Source organism: Bradyrhizobium sp. BR14999, from assembly GCF_056106085.1.
In genome coordinates this window covers 7,791,826-7,809,350 of the sequence record NZ_CM148536.1, presented here as the reverse complement: position 1 = coordinate 7,809,350, position 17,525 = coordinate 7,791,826, and the positions used below count along the sequence as shown (strand labels likewise).

At 60.2% G+C, this 17,525-nt stretch carries 20 protein-coding genes and 1 pseudogene; 10 read left to right on the top strand and 11 right to left on the bottom strand.

The window, feature by feature from the left end; translation table 11 throughout:
- Positions 1-34: 34 nt before the first annotated feature.
- A complete protein-coding gene (locus ACR9YP_RS36535; protein ID WP_474218314.1) occupies positions 35-598 on the bottom strand; it encodes a hemerythrin domain-containing protein in 564 nt (187 codons plus the stop codon).
- Positions 599-900: 302 nt separating this feature from the next.
- On the opposite strand from ACR9YP_RS36535, the gene ACR9YP_RS36530 reads away from it, so the two are divergent.
- Positions 901-1,080, top strand: coding sequence for a hypothetical protein (locus tag ACR9YP_RS36530; RefSeq protein WP_438111806.1), 180 nt, complete (start codon positions 901-903; stop codon positions 1,078-1,080).
- A 180-nt stretch (positions 1,081-1,260) separates the two neighbouring features.
- Entirely contained in the window at positions 1,261-1,488 is a 228-nt protein-coding gene (locus ACR9YP_RS36525; protein ID WP_438111474.1) for a hypothetical protein, read from the top strand.
- Positions 1,489-1,581: 93 nt separating this feature from the next.
- On the opposite strand, the gene ACR9YP_RS36520 is transcribed toward ACR9YP_RS36525, so the two are convergent.
- The 3 genes from ACR9YP_RS36520 to ACR9YP_RS36510 all read right to left on the bottom strand — a co-directional run bounded on the left by ACR9YP_RS36520 (position 1,582) and on the right by ACR9YP_RS36510 (position 2,594).
- Complete coding sequence (locus ACR9YP_RS36520) at positions 1,582-1,911, bottom strand: GcrA family cell cycle regulator (RefSeq protein ID WP_474218313.1); 330 nt, start codon at positions 1,909-1,911, stop codon at positions 1,582-1,584.
- Between the two features lie 39 nt (positions 1,912-1,950).
- Complete coding sequence (locus ACR9YP_RS36515; protein WP_438111478.1) at positions 1,951-2,127, bottom strand: hypothetical protein; 177 nt, start codon at positions 2,125-2,127, stop codon at positions 1,951-1,953.
- A 155-nt stretch (positions 2,128-2,282) separates the two neighbouring features.
- A complete protein-coding gene (locus ACR9YP_RS36510; RefSeq protein ID WP_370991012.1) occupies positions 2,283-2,594 on the bottom strand; it encodes a hypothetical protein in 312 nt (103 codons plus the stop codon).
- A gap of 289 nt (positions 2,595-2,883) precedes the next feature.
- Here ACR9YP_RS36510 and ACR9YP_RS36505 point away from each other — a divergent pair, with 289 nt between their 5' ends.
- Together ACR9YP_RS36505 and ACR9YP_RS36500 are read left to right on the top strand one after the other, a co-directional pair.
- On the top strand, positions 2,884-3,678 hold the full coding sequence (locus ACR9YP_RS36505; protein ID WP_438111480.1) for a dienelactone hydrolase family protein: 795 nt from the start codon (positions 2,884-2,886) through the stop codon (positions 3,676-3,678).
- Positions 3,679-3,720: 42 nt separating this feature from the next.
- A complete protein-coding gene (locus ACR9YP_RS36500; RefSeq protein ID WP_438111791.1) occupies positions 3,721-3,999 on the top strand; it encodes an ABC transporter substrate binding protein in 279 nt (92 codons plus the stop codon).
- 245 nt (positions 4,000-4,244) lie between these two features.
- Here ACR9YP_RS36500 and ACR9YP_RS36495 read toward each other — a convergent pair.
- Positions 4,245-4,660: pseudogene (locus tag ACR9YP_RS36495) on the bottom strand (ABC transporter substrate-binding protein); the annotation flags it as partial.
- 295 nt (positions 4,661-4,955) lie between these two features.
- Here ACR9YP_RS36495 and ACR9YP_RS36490 point away from each other — a divergent pair.
- The 6 genes from ACR9YP_RS36490 to ACR9YP_RS36465 all read left to right on the top strand — a co-directional run bounded on the left by ACR9YP_RS36490 (position 4,956) and on the right by ACR9YP_RS36465 (position 11,135).
- Positions 4,956-5,090 carry a hypothetical protein gene (locus ACR9YP_RS36490; protein ID WP_370991007.1) on the top strand — a complete coding sequence of 45 codons (135 nt, stop codon included), beginning with the start codon at positions 4,956-4,958 and terminating at the stop codon, positions 5,088-5,090.
- A gap of 90 nt (positions 5,091-5,180) precedes the next feature.
- Complete coding sequence (locus tag ACR9YP_RS36485) at positions 5,181-6,497, top strand: ABC transporter substrate-binding protein (RefSeq protein WP_438111482.1); 1,317 nt, start codon at positions 5,181-5,183, stop codon at positions 6,495-6,497.
- Positions 6,498-6,561: 64 nt separating this feature from the next.
- On the top strand, positions 6,562-7,497 hold the full coding sequence (locus ACR9YP_RS36480; protein WP_128938047.1) for a carbohydrate ABC transporter permease: 936 nt from the start codon (positions 6,562-6,564) through the stop codon (positions 7,495-7,497).
- 3 nt (positions 7,498-7,500) lie between these two features.
- Positions 7,501-8,352 carry a carbohydrate ABC transporter permease gene (locus tag ACR9YP_RS36475; RefSeq protein WP_370991009.1) on the top strand — a complete coding sequence of 284 codons (852 nt, stop codon included), beginning with the start codon at positions 7,501-7,503 and terminating at the stop codon, positions 8,350-8,352.
- A 76-nt stretch (positions 8,353-8,428) separates the two neighbouring features.
- Complete coding sequence (locus ACR9YP_RS36470; protein WP_438111484.1) at positions 8,429-9,520, top strand: ABC transporter ATP-binding protein; 1,092 nt, start codon at positions 8,429-8,431, stop codon at positions 9,518-9,520.
- Between the two features lie 262 nt (positions 9,521-9,782).
- On the top strand, positions 9,783-11,135 hold the full coding sequence (locus ACR9YP_RS36465; protein WP_091880269.1) for a transposase: 1,353 nt from the start codon (positions 9,783-9,785) through the stop codon (positions 11,133-11,135).
- A 185-nt stretch (positions 11,136-11,320) separates the two neighbouring features.
- Here the strand turns inward: ACR9YP_RS36465 and ACR9YP_RS36460 are convergent, their stop codons facing one another.
- The 6 genes from ACR9YP_RS36460 to ACR9YP_RS36435 all read right to left on the bottom strand — a co-directional run bounded on the left by ACR9YP_RS36460 (position 11,321) and on the right by ACR9YP_RS36435 (position 17,520).
- On the bottom strand, positions 11,321-12,067 hold the full coding sequence (locus tag ACR9YP_RS36460) for a C13 family peptidase (protein ID WP_438111486.1): 747 nt from the start codon (positions 12,065-12,067) through the stop codon (positions 11,321-11,323).
- A gap of 373 nt (positions 12,068-12,440) precedes the next feature.
- Positions 12,441-13,205, bottom strand: coding sequence for a substrate-binding periplasmic protein (locus tag ACR9YP_RS36455; protein ID WP_474218312.1), 765 nt, complete (start codon positions 13,203-13,205; stop codon positions 12,441-12,443).
- Between the two features lie 8 nt (positions 13,206-13,213).
- Positions 13,214-13,549, bottom strand: coding sequence for a c-type cytochrome (locus ACR9YP_RS36450; RefSeq protein ID WP_130214330.1), 336 nt, complete (start codon positions 13,547-13,549; stop codon positions 13,214-13,216).
- Between the two features lie 56 nt (positions 13,550-13,605).
- On the bottom strand, positions 13,606-15,291 hold the full coding sequence (locus ACR9YP_RS36445; protein WP_474221175.1) for a PQQ-dependent dehydrogenase, methanol/ethanol family: 1,686 nt from the start codon (positions 15,289-15,291) through the stop codon (positions 13,606-13,608).
- Between the two features lie 452 nt (positions 15,292-15,743).
- Positions 15,744-16,589, bottom strand: coding sequence for a carbohydrate ABC transporter permease (locus ACR9YP_RS36440; protein WP_474218310.1), 846 nt, complete (start codon positions 16,587-16,589; stop codon positions 15,744-15,746).
- Position 16,590: 1 nt separating this feature from the next.
- On the bottom strand, positions 16,591-17,520 hold the full coding sequence (locus ACR9YP_RS36435) for a carbohydrate ABC transporter permease (RefSeq protein ID WP_474218309.1): 930 nt from the start codon (positions 17,518-17,520) through the stop codon (positions 16,591-16,593).
- Positions 17,521-17,525: the final 5 nt, after the last annotated feature.

The following is a 17,525-nucleotide window of genomic DNA, read 5'->3' as shown; positions in this document are numbered from 1 at the left end:
CGAGGCATTGACGGCGCTGCCAGTGGAGCGCTTTCTAACGTCGTCCGACTTCAGACTCGTGCTCCATCTGCAAGATGCGCTGTCGCAGCGCGCCGAAGGTCTCTTCGGCAGCCTCGCTAAACAGCGGATACTCATGATCGATTGAGGTCGAAGCGATTTCGCTCCAATCTGCAGGCTTTAGAGCCTTGAGAGCGGCAGGAAAGAAATCGCGGTCTTCAATCATGATGTGACGCCGCTCGCTCTCTATGAAGTCGCGAACGATATTGTCCACGTTTTGCCGAAGGATTTCCCGATCCGACAGGACACCGTCGATCGCCCGAGCAACGCGGCGCAATCGATCGGTCCCCTTTTGGTGCTCAAGTCTCAGGTTGCCGACGCTTGCCGCCGCAGCCGGATCCCGAAGCTCTAGCTTGGCAAGGACCAGCTCCTCCAGGGGATGATGGTAAATCTCGGGATAGAGTTCGAAGTAGCTGATGATTGCGCGAATAACCTCATAGTCGGGGTGGTCGCCGCGATCGAAAATCTCAAGCTCGTGCTCAAGCACGGCGAGCAGCGTCTCAATATTGCGGTGTTCTTGGGATAGACGTTCAATGATCATTGTTGCCTCCAACGAACCATTGAATGATCAAAGCTATCCTGAAAGCGATTTAGAATCTTGCGCTGGATCAAACCCGGAGGACCGGGTCGCCGGGGCTGAACAGCCCGCCCTGCATCTGGCTGCACCCGACCGGCGCAGCACCTCGCGCTGGTCTCGCGGAACAGATCGCCTTCCATGCCATCCAGAGGCAATGCACGTCCTCCTCCTTCACTTCCGCAACCGTCCGCGCCGGCCGCCAATTTCGTGCCTGGCCCGCCGAAAAGGGGTAGAGTGCCCCAGGGTCACATCCGAGGAGCAACACCATGACCCTACTCCCCGAGCTGGTTCCGGCCGAGATCGACCGGCACGTCTTCGCGATCATGCCCGACACGATGCCGCCCCGAGATCCTGATGACGACGAAGAGGATGAGGAGGAAGAGCAGGACGATGAAGAGAACCAAACCGACGAACCGCCGGTCGTGCGCGAGCCGGACGAGGACTAAGCAGGACGCTTAGACGTCACCTGAGTTTCGGTGAGTGCGATCCCCAGCCTGCGTGCGGCGCGCTGGTGCGTCCGGCGGCTTCCAAGGTCGGTCTGATTCCGAGAGCAGCGGGCAGGCGCTGAATGGACCACGGTTCTCGGCGCAGCAACCTATCGGCGTTCGCAGGTAGAGGAGGTGAGCATGACTCTCATATGGCTTGGTGTGCTCCTCGTTTTCGTCGGCATACTCCAAATGGCGTTTCAGCCCATCTGGCGAGGCCGATTCAGCGGTGGAAAGTGGCTTCGCTCCGGGCGTGACACGCTGGAACCTGAAAGGCCAGGTAGCGGCTTCGGCATCAAATCGAACTGGCCCGGGCTCGTGATGGTCGCGCTTGGCGGCGCTTTCTTGCTGGCCGGAGCTGCCATCTGAGTTGAAAGCAGACGAAGGCTTGGGAAGCGACAGCCAAACCCGTCGAGCCGAGCCAGGCAGTGACGGAAGCGCAACGACGTTCGTGGTGAGCTCTTAGCCGGTGTTTCTGACCGCCTCAGCCAGCATGGCGTAAAGCTGCTGCTTGCTGAATTCCTTGGGCTGCTGCCTCTCCGCTGTGTTCCGCGACACCTTCTTTGCGACCGGACGGACGCAAGCTGCCGATGACGTCGGCCTCAGCTTCGGGGGCGGCCTTATCTTGGGTCTCGCCGTGGGCGGCTTGTGGCCGCGCTTCAGGCCCTGACGAGTCAGCATGCCGCAGACCGCGTTACGACTGCACCCGAGACGGCGCGCGATCTGCGCTGCGCTCTGTCCTGCGGACCAGAGCCTAGTGAGGAGCGCTATGTCTTTCGCATCCCAGCCCATGGCAGATATTATAGCGCCGACTGTCGAGCACGCGCTAGCCTAGTCTTCGTCCGGCTCGCGCACGACCGCCGGTTCGTCACCGTCATCGTCCTCTTCGTCGTCTTCCTCCTCCTCGTCTTCATCGGGATCTCGTGGCGGCATCGCGGTGCCCATAAGCACGAGCGGTATCCAGTCGATCGCTGCGGTGAAAAATGTTTCGGGTGTGTGTAGCTTCATGTCGTTGCTGCTCCTCGAAAAGCGCGTGCAGTCGCATATTCCTGGTCGACGACATGCAGATGCCCAGGGCGTGATCGCCGCAAACGCGACGGGGACATCAGGTCGACGACATGAGCAAGGGACGGCACCCGCCACGCAACTGGTGCGGTTTGCGGCTACTTGATGCCCGAGGACCCATTAGGCTCGATGTTCACCAAAACCTCACCGGCAGCGATTTCGGGAACTCCAAGATCGAGGTCATGCAGACTGGCTTGAACAAACGCCAGTATCTTGGCGTTCGCCGCATTGGCGCTTTCGCGGTCGTCAAATATCATCACGGCGATACCGACACCGTCGCCGGCATCCAGCACATGGTAAGATCTGAAGCCGTGCGATTGCCTTAGGATCTCGCCGACGCCGCTCTTGGCGCGGCGGGCGGCGTCCGCGACCGAACGAACCTTGGTGTACTTGCGAATGACCATGTACATGAGGCCACCACGCGCCACTCGCCCCAACCCATCAAAGCATATCGCCCCCGGTCGGACCAGTGCCTACTTCCGCGCTGGGACACAGCGCCCGGTTGGGCGGACCGCGCAACGCGCCTTTGCGTCATCCAGCGACCAACCGCAATGTCGGCGCGCTCCGCCTCAAGCTGGAGATCCGGAAACTTGAAGTTTAGGCGCAGCCACAGAGGGCACCTGCACGGGTCTCAAAGCCTAGCGCAGGAGTCGCTGGTATGCCAATGTTAGTCTTGTGCCAAACCCGCGGGAGGTCAGCATGCGAACGAACATAGTGGGAGCACTTTGCGCCATCGCAATGGTCGCGAGCGCACACGCAGCGGTCAGGGAAGAACCGGTCACCTACACGGATGGTCAGACCACGATGAAGGGCTTCGTTGTCTACGACGACGCGACCCAGGCCAAGCGGACCGGCATCGTCATGGTGCCCGAATGGTGGGGCATCACCAAGCATATCCATAACGAGGCACGGAAATTCGCACAGCAGGGCTACACGGCGCTCATTGCGGACATGTACGGCGACGGCAAGACCGCCGACAACCCTAAGGACGCCGGCGCGCTCTCGGGGGCAGTGATGAAGGACCCGAAGGCGATGGAGGCGCGCTTCAACGCCGCGCGGGAGCAACTCGCCAAGCAGAGCTCGGTCAATCCCCAGCGGATCGGCGCAGTCGGTTACTGCTTCGGCGGCGCGGTGGTGCTGAACATGGCACGCGCCGGCGCTGATCTCGCCGCCGTTGCGGCCTTTCACGCAACGCTTGGTCTCAACACTCCTGCACCGGCGCCGGGAACCGTCAAAGCTAAAATCCTCATTCTGAACGGCGCGGACGACCCGTTCGTGAAGCGCGAGCAGTACGATGCGCTCAAGAAGGATTTCGGCGCAGCGAAGGCCGATTATCGGATCATCGAGTATCCCGGCGCTGTGCACGCGTTCACGAACCCCGAAGCGACCGAACTCGGCAAGAAGTTCAATTTGCCGCTCAGATACGACGCCAAAGCTGATCAGGAAGCGAAGGCCGAAGCAGCCAAGTTCTTCGCCGCAAACCTTCAAAAATGATCAAAAGGGCCACCGCGGGGTGGCCCTTCACGACGCGCCTCCATTGCCGAACTCGCCGGAAAACTTCATCTTCCGATCATCTATCCCTTTCGCAACTATGTGGATTCAGGTGGGCTGATGAGCTATGCGCCGGATCTGGGCGAACTTGCCCAACGCCTTGCCATCGACGTGCATCAGATCCTGAACGGGACCAAGGCCGGCGACATCCCGATCTATCGGCCCAACAAATTCCAGTTGGTCATCAATCTGAAGGCTGCCAAGGCGCTCAGCCTCGAAATGACCCCGACACTCCTCGCCGGCGCCGACGAGGTAATTGAATGATGTCCTCTTGTGGCCCGATCCTGCCTAGCTCGATGCCGGTCCAAGCGTCGGCTGTTGGGTGTAGACCGGAAGGGGCTCACATCGGTGCAGACTGCCGATTTTGACCCCATATGAGACGTCGGCAGGACTCTCGACCGTGGCCATCGATAACCGCCCGATTCGATTGACGCACTATCTGCACCGAAGGGACCTGCAAGCGAGGCCGACAAACGTCTGCTCGTTGGACAACGACGTGACCTGCGACTTCACATGCGCAAGTAGCCTTCAACCTCGCCCTCAGCCCAGGCGAGCGTCTTCTCCAGCCGCTCGCCCTGCATGTGGCGGACTGTCATCTGGGTCATGAGGCCCTAGGAATAGATCTGCACTGCGATCTTGAGCGGTGTTGGCTGCGCGGCAATCGATAGGATCTGGTGGTTGTAGGGATTCGGGTAGTGGTAGAGCGTGCCCTTCGGCGGTCCTTCGTCGGCCCAGGTCTTGAGCGTCGTCAGGTTGTCGAAGGCCCGAAGGTCGTGGCCTCCGCCTGCGGCCACCATCCTTTCGATTGCCTTCGGCTGCGACAGGTGCGCCAGCAGGCCCTTTGCCGTCGGCTTGCTCTTGGTGAAGGACCAGATCTCCAGAAGAAAGGAATGAAGGGTGCGAAGCGGCCCTTTCGACCCGCCGGCGACCTGGCGCGATTGCCCCAAAGGAGACTCGTCAATTGGCCGCGAACCCGCAAAGAGAGCCGAAGTGAGACCATGGCCGGCGCGTCAAAGCTAGCACTTGATTTCCTGCTGCGACGGGCGACAATGACGTCACGCCAGCTTCCGGTACTGAACTTCATATAAGACGGGGAAAACCCGCTTGGCCACGGCAATACCGTCGCTGCGCGGGAGGGACCGTTATGACGGTGCGGTTCATGCTGCAGCGCCGACACGATCCGGGCCGCCGGGCGTATCGCCGCGACGATTGGGAACGACGTGGTCGCGCCGCTGCTCTGCGAAGAATTCACCATGTTTCGCGGCGAACTCGCCACCACGGCGCTGCAAGTGGAACACCTACAAAAGATCATCGAGCCAACGTATTGCGCAGGCGACAGCGTGGGCATGCGTTGAGCCACGGAGGCGCGATAGGCTGAAAGGGAGTCCAAGCCGGCGTAAGACCGGCCGAAGGGCATCAGCTCAGACACACCGAGGGAGGGATGCATGACGACGGTAACCCGACGTAACGTCCTCAAGGGCGGTGCCGCGGTTGTGGGCGGCATGGCCGGCATCTTGGCGACCGGCAGGGCGCCCGCCTATGCGCAAGCCGCCACGGTGCACTGGCTGCGCTGGACCGACTTCGTTCCGGCGTCAGATCAGCTTCTGCGCAACGAGATCGCCAAGGAGGGCGAGAAGGCGCTCGGCATAAAGCTCAATATCGAGACCATCAACGCCAACGATATCCAGGCCCGCATCACCTCGGCTATCCAGTCGGGGTCAGGCCCGGACGTCGTCTGTGTCCTCAACAATTGGGGGCAACTTTACGGCGAGAGCGTCGCGGATGTCAGCGATCTCGCTGAGGCACTCGGCAAGAGCCAGGGCGGCTTCTACGAAACATCCCGCGCGGTCGCCAATGACGGAAAAAAATGGATCGCAGTGCCGTGGTGCATCGTCGGCCTGCAGATCGCATACCGAAAGTCCTGGTTTGCCGAGATCGGCTACACGGATGGAAAATTTCCCCAGACTTGGGAAGAGTATCGCGAGGCCGGCAAGAAGCTGAAGGCAAAGGGACGGCCGATCGGCCAAACGCTGGGTCACACGTTCGGCGATGCGCCCGCCTTCGCTTACCCCTATCTGTGGTCCTGGGGCGGCAAAGAGGTCGAAGCAGACGGCAAGACGGTTGTGCTGAATAGCCCAGCGACAGTCGAGTCGGTAAAGTTCATGGTGGCCTTCTGGAAGGACGCCCACGATGAAGGCGGGCTCGCCTGGGACGATTCCAACAACAACCGCGCTTTTCTGTCCGGGACGTGCAGCGCCACGCTCAATGGCGCCTCGATCTACATCGAGGCTCTGCGTAAGCCGGATACCTACAAGACGGAAGCAGGCGGGCAATTGAAGGACGACATCCTGCACGCCGCGCTGCCCAAGGGCCCCGGCGGGCAGTTCAGCTATCACGTCCCGTTCTCGAACCTCCTGATGGGTTATTCGAAGAACCAGGATGCGGCGAAGAAATTCCTTGGCTGGATTCACTCCAAGGACGTCTACGACAAGTGGTTCGTCTCCCAGAAGGGCTTCTCAGTCGGCCCGACCACGGATTGGGAAAAGCACAAGCTGTGGGGCGACGACCCGATCATGCTGCCCTACAAGCAAGCGGCGCGCACAGGGCGCTTCGCTGGCTACCAAGGCCCCTCTACGCGCAAGGCAGCCGAGGTCGTTACCAAGTACATCATCATTGATATGTACGCAAAGGCCGTGCAAGGCATGCCCGCCGAGGATGCCGTGAAGTGGGCAGAGGCTGAGCTCAAGAAGGTCTACGTCTGAGGTTAAGCCGTCCCTCTCCCGTTTTCGTGGGGGAAGGGCATCTTCCGGCCGACGAGGATCGAACATGGCGATAAGCGCGGTTTCCGCCACCACGCTCCGCGAGGCGCCCCCTCCGCGGCGACAGCGGTTGCTCGAGGACGAGCGCTGGTTGGCATTCGTGCTGCTGGTGCCGACCATCGCGCTGCTCGGCATGTTCATTGCCTATCCCTTCATTCGAGGGATATTGCTGTCGGTCACCAACTCGCGCGTCGGTATGCCCGGCGACTTCGTCGGCCTCGCTAACTTCTACAAGATCTTCAATGACGGAATATTTCGCACCTCCGTTTACAACACCTTCCTCTATACGGGCGTGACCACCGTCTTCAAGCTGGCGCTCGGGCTGTGGCTGGCCATGCTGCTCAACCGTAATTTCCGCGGCAAGGCCTTTACCCGTGCTTTCATCCTGCTGCCTTTCATTATCCCGACCGTGCTCTCGACTTTCGCCTGGAAGTGGATGTTCGACCCGACGTTCAGCGTTCTCAATTGGCTCCTCTACCATTTCGGCTTGATCACCGGTCGGATCAATTGGCTGGGCGATCCCGACCTCGCCATGATCTCGATTATCATCGTCAACATCTGGCGCGGGGTGCCGTTCTTTGCCATCAGCCTGCTCGCAGGCTTGCAGACTATCAGTCCCGAACTCAACGAGGCCGCTGCCATCGACGGCGCCAAGCCGTGGCAGCGGTTCTGGCACATCACCTGGCCGCTGCTGCTGCCCGTGACCATGGTCGTGGTGCTGTTCTCAGTGATTCAGACGTTCGCCGACTTCCAGATCGTCTATGTGATGACGGGCGGCGGACCAGCCAACGCAACGCACCTGTTTGCCACCTACGCCTATCAGATTGGTATCGGCACCGGCCTCTTGAGCGAGGGCGCCGCAATATCGCTCGCAATGTTTCCGGTCCTGTTTCTGGTCGTCATCATCCAACTTCTCTACATCCGCCGCGTGGAGGTCCGCTGAGCCATGATCGAAGGCGCAAGGTGGCGAAAGTGGATATTCTTCTACGTCCCCATGGCGCTGTTCCTGCTTTTCCTGCTGTTCCCGTTCTACTGGATGGTGATCACTTCGGTGCGGCCGGACGGCGAGCTTTACCGGCCTTGGAATTCGATCAACTACAATCCGTTCTGGACTTGGAAACCGACCTGGGACCATGTCAGGTACTTGTTCGAGGAAACGCTGTTCGCATCGTGGCTGTGGAACACGACGTTCATCGCGCTCGCGTCAACCGCTATCTCGCTCGTGTGCGGCGTGTTCGCCGGCTATGCTCTGTCGCGGCTGAACTTTCCATTTGCCGGCAGCCTGGGCACCGGCATCTTCATTACTTATCTGGTACCGCAAACGCTGCTGTTCATTCCGCTGGCAGAGATCATACGCAACTATCGGCTGGGTGACACGCCTTGGTCACTGATTCTGACCTATCCGACCTTTCTTATTCCGTTCTGCACCTGGCTCATGATGGGCTACTTCAAGGCGGTACCCAAGGAGCTCGAGGAATGCGCGCGCATTGATGGCGCCTCGCGCTGGCAGGCTATGCTCTACATCGTCATCCCGGTGGCGATCCCGGGCATCCTCTCGGCCGGCATCTTCGCTTTCACGCTGTCGTGGAACGAGTTCATCTATGCGCTTGTCTTCCTGTCCTCGCCTGAGCAGAAGACTGTGCCGGTCGGCGTCACATCGGAGCTGATCCGTGGCGATGTATTCTACTGGGGACCGCTGATGGCTGGGGCCCTGCTTGGATCGATACCGGTTGCTATCGCCTATTCGTTTTTCGTCGAGCACTACGTCGCAGGATTGACCGGATCGGTGAAGGGCTGACAGCACGACGGATCATAGGGATTCGAAGGCGCGAATCCAGATTGCGCGTAGGTCGTTAGGAGGCAGGTGAAAGTGAATGGGCCAGGTCGTCCTCAAGGGGATCAACAAGTTCTTTGACAGCGTGCACGCTGTCAAAGACGTCAATCTGCAGATCCGCGATAAGGAGTTCGTGGTGTTCGTCGGCCCCTCCGGCTGTGGCAAGACGACGACGCTCAGGATGATCGCCGGCCTTGAAGCGATCAGTTCCGGCGACATTTCCATCGACGGCAACGTGGTCAATGAATTGGCGCCCATGGACCGCGACATCGCCATGGTGTTCCAGAACTACGCGCTGTACCCGCACATGAGCGTGTACGACAACATGGCGTTCGGCCTGAAGATGCGCAAATTCGAAAAGTCCGAGATAGACAAGCGCGTGCTGGAGGCGGCTGACATCCTCGGCATCGGCGAACTGCTAAAGCGCAGGCCTCGCCAGCTCTCAGGCGGCCAGCGCCAGCGCGTGGCGTTAGGCCGTGCTATCGTACGCCACCCTCGCGTGTTCCTGTTCGACGAGCCGCTGTCGAACCTCGATGCCAAGCTGCGGGTGCAGATGCGCGTTGAGCTGAAGAAGTTGCATCTGCGACTCGGCACTACAGCCATTTACGTTACTCATGATCAGGTCGAAGCCATGACGCTGGGTGACCGGGTCGTGGTCATGAAGGACGGCGTGGTGCAGCAGGTTGGGGAGCCGCTAGAGCTGTACAATCAGCCCGCCAACAAGTTCGTCGCCGGCTTCATCGGCTCCCCGGCCATGAATTTCGCCGCCGTTACGGTGACCGAGGCGAACGGATCGCTGATCGCCGAGAACTCCGGCCTGCGCATCAAGCTACCGGACGAGACCGCGCAGCGGCTGCGCGGCCATATCGGACGCGAGGTCATGCTCGGCGTGCGGCCGGAGGACCTCACCGTGGCGGGTAGCGTTGATCTCGGCCACCCATGCTTCGATGCTGTGATTGAGGTGGTCGAGCAACTCGGCTCGGAAATCCTGCTCGATATGAAGGTCGGCGAGAGCATCATGGTGGCGAGCATCGAGCCGACCGCGAGGGTGAGGGTGGGCGATAAGGCGCGCGTTGCCATGCGGCCCTCCAGGCTTCACGTTTTCGACGCGCAGACCGAGGCGGCCATCTAACGCCGGCAGTTGGCCAATTCCGGCGGTTCGCTCAGGACTGGTGACCTCCCTGTCACCAGCTTCGATGACGCCCGGCGAGTGCGAGGGGCTGCTGGCCTAACCATTCCCGAGCCCTTCTTGCTACGTGCTGACGAGGGTTATTGATGTGCCATTTGATGCGGCGGTACGGAGTCCGTTATTGGCCGATTCTGTTGAAAAAGACGGCTGTTGCGACGCAGAGATATCAGTGATTCAGTCTGTCTAATTGGCAGGACTGAAGATCATGATGGGGCATCGGCAAGTCGAACAGACCGCGTTGTTCTATGAGTTCTCGCTCGAAAGACATATCCCGACTGATCACTTGCTGCGGTTGATTGACAGGTTTGTCGATCTTGAACAGGTCCGGCGGGACCTGGCGCCTTTCTACAGCAGCATCGGTCGGCCTTCGATCGATCCCGAGTTGATGATCCGGATGCTCCTGATCGGTTACTGCTTCGGCATCCGATCGGAGCGGCGCCTGTGCGATGAGGTTCACCTCAATTTGGCCTACCGGTGGTTTTGCCGGCTCGGTCTGGACGGGACGGTGCCGGATCATTCGACATTCTCCAAGAACAGGCACGGCCGCTTCCGGCAGAGCGACCTCTTCCGTCGCGTGTTCGAGAGCGTGCTGCGCCGCTGCATCGAGGAACGACTGGTCGGCGGTGAGGGATTTGCAGTCGATGCGAGCCTAATCAAGGCCGATGCCAATCGGCAGAAGGGGATCGAAGGCGATAAGGGACTTCCGCCGGAGGCTGCCAGCCGAGCAATCGATGAGTATCTGGCCGGCCTTGATGATGCCGCTTTCGGAGCCGCGACCGAGGTTACCCCGAAGTTCGTATCGCCTTCCGATCCGGCGGCGCGCTGGACGGGGGCGCACGGCGGCCAAGCGTTTTTCGCCTATTCGACGAACTATCTGGTCGACATCGAGAACGCGATCATCGTCGATGTTGAGGCAACGACGGCAATCCGGCAGGCGGAGGTATTGGCCGCCAAGCGCATGATTGAGCGCTCGCTGGAGCGGTTTGATCTCTATCCGAGCCGGCTGCTCGGTGACAGCGGCTATGGCTCGGCCGAGATGCTCGCCTGGCTGGTCTATGAGCACGGGATCGAGCCGCACGTTACAGTCTTCGACAAGTCGGCCCGCACAGACGGGATCTTCTCGCGCGACGACTTCACCTATGACCATGCTGGGGACATCTATCGTTGCCCTGGTGGCAACATTCTTACCACGACCGGAACGTTGGTGAATGATGGTGCTACCATGCTTTACCTCGCCAGCAAGCGCGATTGTGATCGATGCGCATTGAAGCCCCGATGCTGCCCCAAGCAGGCTTCACGGAGAGTGCCCCGCTCGATCTACGAGGGCGCTCGCGACATGGCGCGCCAGATCGCGAGATCGTGGGAGGGAGGCACCTCGCGCCGGCTCCGCAAGAAAATCGAGATGTTGTTCGCGCACCTCAAGCGCATTCTCAAGCTCGACCGTTTGCGTTTACGAGGTCCAAACGGCGCGCGCGACGAGTTCATCCTCGCAGCCACCGCCCAAAACCTTCGAAAGATGGCCAAGCTGATCCCGATGCCCACCCCGACGCTCGCATAGGGTCAGTAAGAGCAGTTCCGGCCACGTCGCGACGGAGCTATTACAACGAAATACTGCCGGCCTTTTTCAACGGAATCGGCCCGAATGCGAAGTCTAAGGGGGCCGCCAAACAGTCTGCTTATCGGGGGTGACCGGAAACGGCGATGCGCCCGCGAGCAATAGCCGTTGCGCTCGCGGCCTGTTGTTCAAGGGCGTCCGACAAGCAATGGCAGCACGTCTGCACCGCCCGCCATGAGCGGATTCGACGGCTCGAAATGTTCCCGCAATTCTCGCTTCCGGACGAGTGAGCGCGCATCAAGAAACGCATCCTTCAGGCTGACGGCTTTCCGGAGCGCGACATTGAAAAAAGCGTCGCCAAAATAGGTCCACTTGGCCTTGTCCTGGCAGCCGAACGACGGATGCTTGTCATCGGCCGCGGTGATGACCAGCACATCGCGACTCGCCAGGCGCGGGATAAAAACCCCGGAATAACAAGCCGAGATGACCACCACCTTGTGGCGCACACCTGTCTTCGCGAGCATGTCGCGGAGACGAGATGGTGTGAGCGTTTCTGTGAGCCGCCCCGCCTTGATTGCAAGGCCATCAGGAGAGCCATGCGAGGTGAGAATCAAGAAGAGAACATCTTTCTCGGGATCCAAGCGGTTGGCGGCCGACTGCAACGACTTGGTCAGAGCTTCGATCGTTGCACGTCCCCCTTTCTTGGAATTGTACTCCACGTTGATCGGTCCAGTCTCGAAACGGCCGGCCACGACCTCAGCCGCGCCGGTCGCCTCGGATCTAAACACGCCTTGATCTCCGTACAGACCAAAGGACACCACGCCAACCTTTGCAGCGTCCTCAATCGCATGTACCGGAGGGACCAACGGCCAGATGGTCAGAAAAAAAGCGACGAGCGGCGCGCCGAGCCGCCTGATCGAGGACCTGGAGGTCATCGCGAACCTCGTTTCGAGATCGCCGCTACAGAACTGCGGCTCAACACAAAATAGCGGAAAGCCAGTGAATTTCCATCCTTGGGAATGGCAAGTGCAATATGGCCCGTTTGAGACGAGCCGACGCGCGGTAACGATGTCTGTTTATAGGGGGAGGGCGGAAGTCGTCGGCACCGGCCAAACCGACGCGAATGCCCCAGAGACGACCTGCCGAGGCCAGAGCAATCGGGCCAACAAAATCCCCGGGGGTGCGATGCCGAAGGCTGGCACGCCTTTGTGCACGAGGCTGTTTGAGACGAAGTTGAACGTCAAGATATGGTGAACATCATCCAATGAATTCCGGCTGCTCCGCCAGTTCTTGCGCCGGGAGCCCTGCTCATTTTGGCGACCGCAATTCGACATTGTAATGCGCGTAGATCCGCGCGAGGGTGCCGTCGGCGAGCAATGCTTCAAGGGCTGCGTCGAGTCCTTCCCTGAGCTTCTCGTCTGGGCTGAGCATCCCAACAGCGACATTCCAGTTCAAGTCGGGATCGTCTTCGAAAGCAGGAATGCGGCGCACGTGCGCATCGGGATGAACTTGGTTGAACCAACCAATTGCGGCGGGTGTAACTGCCGCGGCGTCGATCTCGTTCTTGGCAAGCGCGTCCATGATTTCATCTTCAAAGACAAACGGTGAGGTTTGGACGCCTCGCTTGCTGAGTGTCATGGAGGCGATCGAGCCGACCTGCACCCCGACGCGCTGACCAGGCCTCAAATCCGCCAGTGACGCCGCGCCAGAGTCGGCCCGGACGGCCAACGCGACCCCGCTGCGCTGATAGGGCCGCGACATGCGCAATCCCACCTCCGCCAGCGCCGCCGGGTTCGCGATCGCATCCATGATGATGTCGCAGTCCGCACGGCGGTACTGAAAGCTGTTGACGACCCAGTGCTGCTCCAGCGCGACCTTCAACTGCTTCGCCAGTTCACGGGCGATCTCGACCTGGAATCCGGGGTCGACATTGCGCTTGCTGGCAAACGGCAACGCATTGGGGTGTGCGCAAAGCGTGAGCGCCCCACGTGTACGAATCGCCTCCAGCGAGCGCGCGCTGGCACCGGTGGCTCCGAGCAGGATCAAAAGGCCTACGAAAACGCTTTGGCGCATCTCCGGCCTCATTCTTCCAGACTTCGGATGTAGGCCAGGATCGCCATGATCTGGCTCTCCGAAAAGGCGCCTCCGAAGGCGGGCATGGCTCCGGGCTTACCCTTCTTGATCCGCTCCACGATAAAATCGTCGCTGCGCGCCGTACCCGCGAGCTTCGGCCCTTTGCCGGCGGCGCGGCCGCCGTTCTCGTGACAGAAGCCACACGAGGTCGCGAACATCGTCCCGCCCTCGATATCGGTTTCGCGGGCCGATTGATCCTGCTTGGGAGCCTGGCTCTGCTGCGCGGAGAGGCCGAAGGGCAATGACAACGCAATGCCGGCGATGAGAAGAATCGACTTCAACATTGGCATCCGGACCGGAGAGGCAGGGGGCGACTGCACCCTGGCTCTCCTCACCATTCTTATTGCTTCAGCGTGAAGACAACGAGCGCACCGGCATCCTTCGGCATGCTCGTAAAAGGTTCGCCGAAAAGGGCCGGGAACTCGTCCGCCACCATGCCGCCCCAACCAGCCGGCACTGCGATGTATTGCTTGTCGCCGGCGCTGTAGCTGATGATGCCGCCATTGTGACCGACGCCATTAAAATGCGACCACAGTTCCTGTCCGGTCTCCGCATTGTAAGCGCGCAGCACACCACGCGAGTCAGGCACGAACACCAGATTGCCGGCCGTCGCAAGCACGTTCGCCAGCGGAGGCTCGTCGAAATTGACCTCCCATTTCTTCGCACCAGTCACGGGATCACGTGCATCAAGATGACCGCGCGCCGCTCCGTCCGGCGGCGGAACGAGCTTGAAATTCGCGCCGATATTGAGCTGCGCCATCGGCTCGGTGATTGGCGTGGTCTTTATCACGTCCACATCCATGCACCATTCCTGGGCGAGCTTGTACCACAGGCCTGTCTTCGGGCTGTAGGCGCCCGAGTTCCAGCTGACGCCGCCGGCAATCGCCGGACAAAGCGGCTCGCTCGCTTTCCCGAGAGTCAAGTCGCGCCGGCCGATCAGTTCGCCGGTTTTCGGATCGATATCCTTGACGAAATTGATATTCTTCGCGATCCGCCACACGTTCTGCACCTTCCCATCGGCGCGGTCGTAGACGAACACAAAACCCCCCTTGTTCGGATGCACGACGAGCTTGCGGCCGTCGCGGTCGATCATGACGAACTCACCGACTGCCGAGTCGAAATCCCATGCATCATGGGGCAGCTCCTGATGATAGAATTTCAGCTTGCCGGTGTCGGGATCGAGCGCGATGACCGAAGTTGTGTAGAGGTTTGTGCCTGGCCGCGGTCCGCTGTTCTTCCAGTCCGCGCCGGACCAGTCGTAAAGCGGTGCAGGATTGGCCGTTCCCCACCAGACGGTGTTGGTTTCAGGATCGTAGGTGCCGGGCATCCATGCGCCACCCCCGCCGGTGCGCCAGGATTCATTACCCCAGGTGGCCTTGGCGTCCTCGGTGCCGGCGACGGTGAAGAATTCCCATTTCTTCTTGCCCGTCTTGATATCGACTCCGAACAGCGGACCGCGCGAGGTCCATTCGCCGCCCTGGCTGCCGATGATGACGGTGTCCTTCACCACCAGCGGCGCACCCGTGAAGCCGACCGTGAGCTTCTTGGAGTCGACCAGCTGCGTGTTCCATACCTCCTTGCCGGTTTTCATGTCGAGCGCGAGGAGATGCCCGTCGACGGTGCCAACGAAGACCTTGCCATCGCCGAGCGCGACACCGCGGTTGTACGGTGAGTGCGTCTGCATCGCGACGAGTTCCTCGTCGAGCACCGGAAAGTGCGACCAGATCATCTTGCCGGTCGCCCCGTCGAGCGCATAGACGCGGCTATAGGAACCCGAATAATAGAGCACGCCGTCAGCAACGAGCGGCATCGACTGCAGACCCCGCGTGGAACGTCCGGGCATATGGATCCAGGCGACTTCGAGATTCTTTACATTGCTCGCGTTGATTTGATCGAGCCCGCTGTAGTGATACGATTTATAGCCGCCGTGATAGGTCAGCCAATCGCCTGGATTCTGCTCGGCCGCCTCGATGCGAGCGGAATTGATCTCTGACGGCGCGATCGCCCAAGCTGATGGTGCAAGCATAGCGGCCAGTGCGGCAACATAGGTAAGGTGCCTTGTACTGACTGTCATTGTTCTGCCTCCCTTATTGTATCGCGAGAACTACGTCCAACATGCAGTCTGCTGCGGCCGCTTGCAGAAGCTGCCTCATCCGTGCAGCTCGTCTCCTGACCTCGGCGAGGGGTGCAGATACCAGACGGTGATCCGCTGCGGCCGAATGTATTCGTTCAGCAGCGCCGTAGCATCACGATGAATTCAACGCTCAAAGTAGTACAAGCGCAAGCGACGTAATTTGGCAGCGAGACTGTCCGAACGCCCATTCTCTTTGAGCCGACACATCGCCAACGTCGGATGATGTCCGAACAGTGGATGCGACTCTGTGTTCTCGCGGCGTCCGGCACGGCGGCCGAGGCGCGGGTCCAAGAAGGCGGCGCACAGGAGCCTGGTTCACCCCCTTGCCAGAAGCAGCACGATGGCTATTTGACAGCGCCCCCGGTGATGCCGGCGATGAAGCGATCGAGGAAGATATTGTAGGCGATGGCTACGGGGATGGCGGCAATCAAAGCGCCCGCCATGATCTCGCCCCAGAAGAACACGTCGCCCCGGATCAGGTCGGTCGAGACGCCCAGCGTGATCGGCTTTTGGTCGGACGACGAGATGAAGGTCAGCGCGTAGACGAATTCCTGCAAGGTCAGGGTGAACGTAAAGATCACCACCGTCAGGATCGCCGGCACCGACAGCGGGATCGCCATCTTGATGAAGGCGCCAAACAGGCTGCAGCCGTCTACGATTGCGGCTTCCTCGATCTCGACCGGGAGCGCCTTGAAGAACCCCATCAGCAGCCAGGAGCAGAACGGGATCGTGAAGGTCGGGTAGACCAGCACCAGCGACCACATCGAGTTTTGCAGTCCGAGTTCGGCGATGATCCGGGACAGCGGCAGGAACAACAAAGTCGGCGGCACCAGGTAGGTCAGGAAGATCATGATTCCGAGCGCTTCGCCCTTGCGACTGGTCATGCGGGCCAGGCTGTAACCGGCCGGAACCGCAGTGACCAGGGTGATCGCGGTAACGCAGACGCCGACGATCAGCGAGTTCAACAGCCAGTGCGCGAACAGGGTTTCCTCGAACAGGTACTTGATGTGCTCCAGCGTCGGCGGCTCGTTGAACCAGAACGGGATGTTGGTGACGTTGTAAAGGTCACTGTTCTGCTTGAACGCCGTGATCATCATCCAATAGAACGGAAACGCGGCCAGGATAACGAAGAATGCGACGCCGACGAAAAACCCGGTTCCGCGGAGCGAGCGAACAAGAGGCTCCGACATGTCAAATCTCCCGGCGACGAATAAAGCGAAGCATGAAGATCACCACGACTAGCAGCACCGGCAGCATGAACAGTGAGATCGCGGCGCCGTGCGCCACGTCGCCGGATACAATACCGGTCTGAAAGCCTTCAAAGCCCAGCACCGAGGTTGCGCCACCGGGGCCGCCCTGGGTCAGCAGGAAGACGATGGAAAGATCAGTGAACGTGAACACGATGCCGAAGATCAGGCCGATGGCCATGATCGGCAGGATCATCGGCAGGATGATCTGGTAGTTGCGGCGCCAAAAGCCTGCACCATCGACCGTCGCGGCGTCGATCACGTCCTGCGGAACCGCAGTGATGCCGGCGAGGAAAATCACGATGGCAAATGGAAAGAAGCGCCAAGCGTTGATAATGACAATGCACAGCATCGCAAGGTACGGATTGCCGAGCCAGTTCGGCGCCTCTTCGCGAGTAAGGATGCCAGCCGCAATCAAGGTCCAGTTGATCACGCTGTAGAGCGAATCGAACATCCACTGCCAGGCGATCGTGGCGAGCGCGACCGGTACCGCAAAAGGCAGGATGATTAGCGCTCGCACGATCTTGCGGCCGGGGAAGGGCTGCAACAGCAGGAAGGCGCCGAACTTTCCGAGCACGAGGCCGAGCAATTGCGACCCGAATGTAAAGATGAAGGTGTTGCGCAACGTGTCGAGGAAATTCGGATTTTGCAGGATCTGCTCGAAATTCGCCAGACCGACGAACTTCCAGGTTGGGTTGTAGATGGTATAGGCGCTGAGCGAGTAATAGACCGCGAGCAGGAGCGGCAGGCCGACCAATAGCAAGACGTAGAGGATCGCCGGCGCGACCATGACCGTTTCAAGCACCTCGCGCCGGTCCAGGACGAAGCGAAAGCGTGAAATTGGCTTTGCAACAGGCTCCGCGATGACAGCCATCGGCG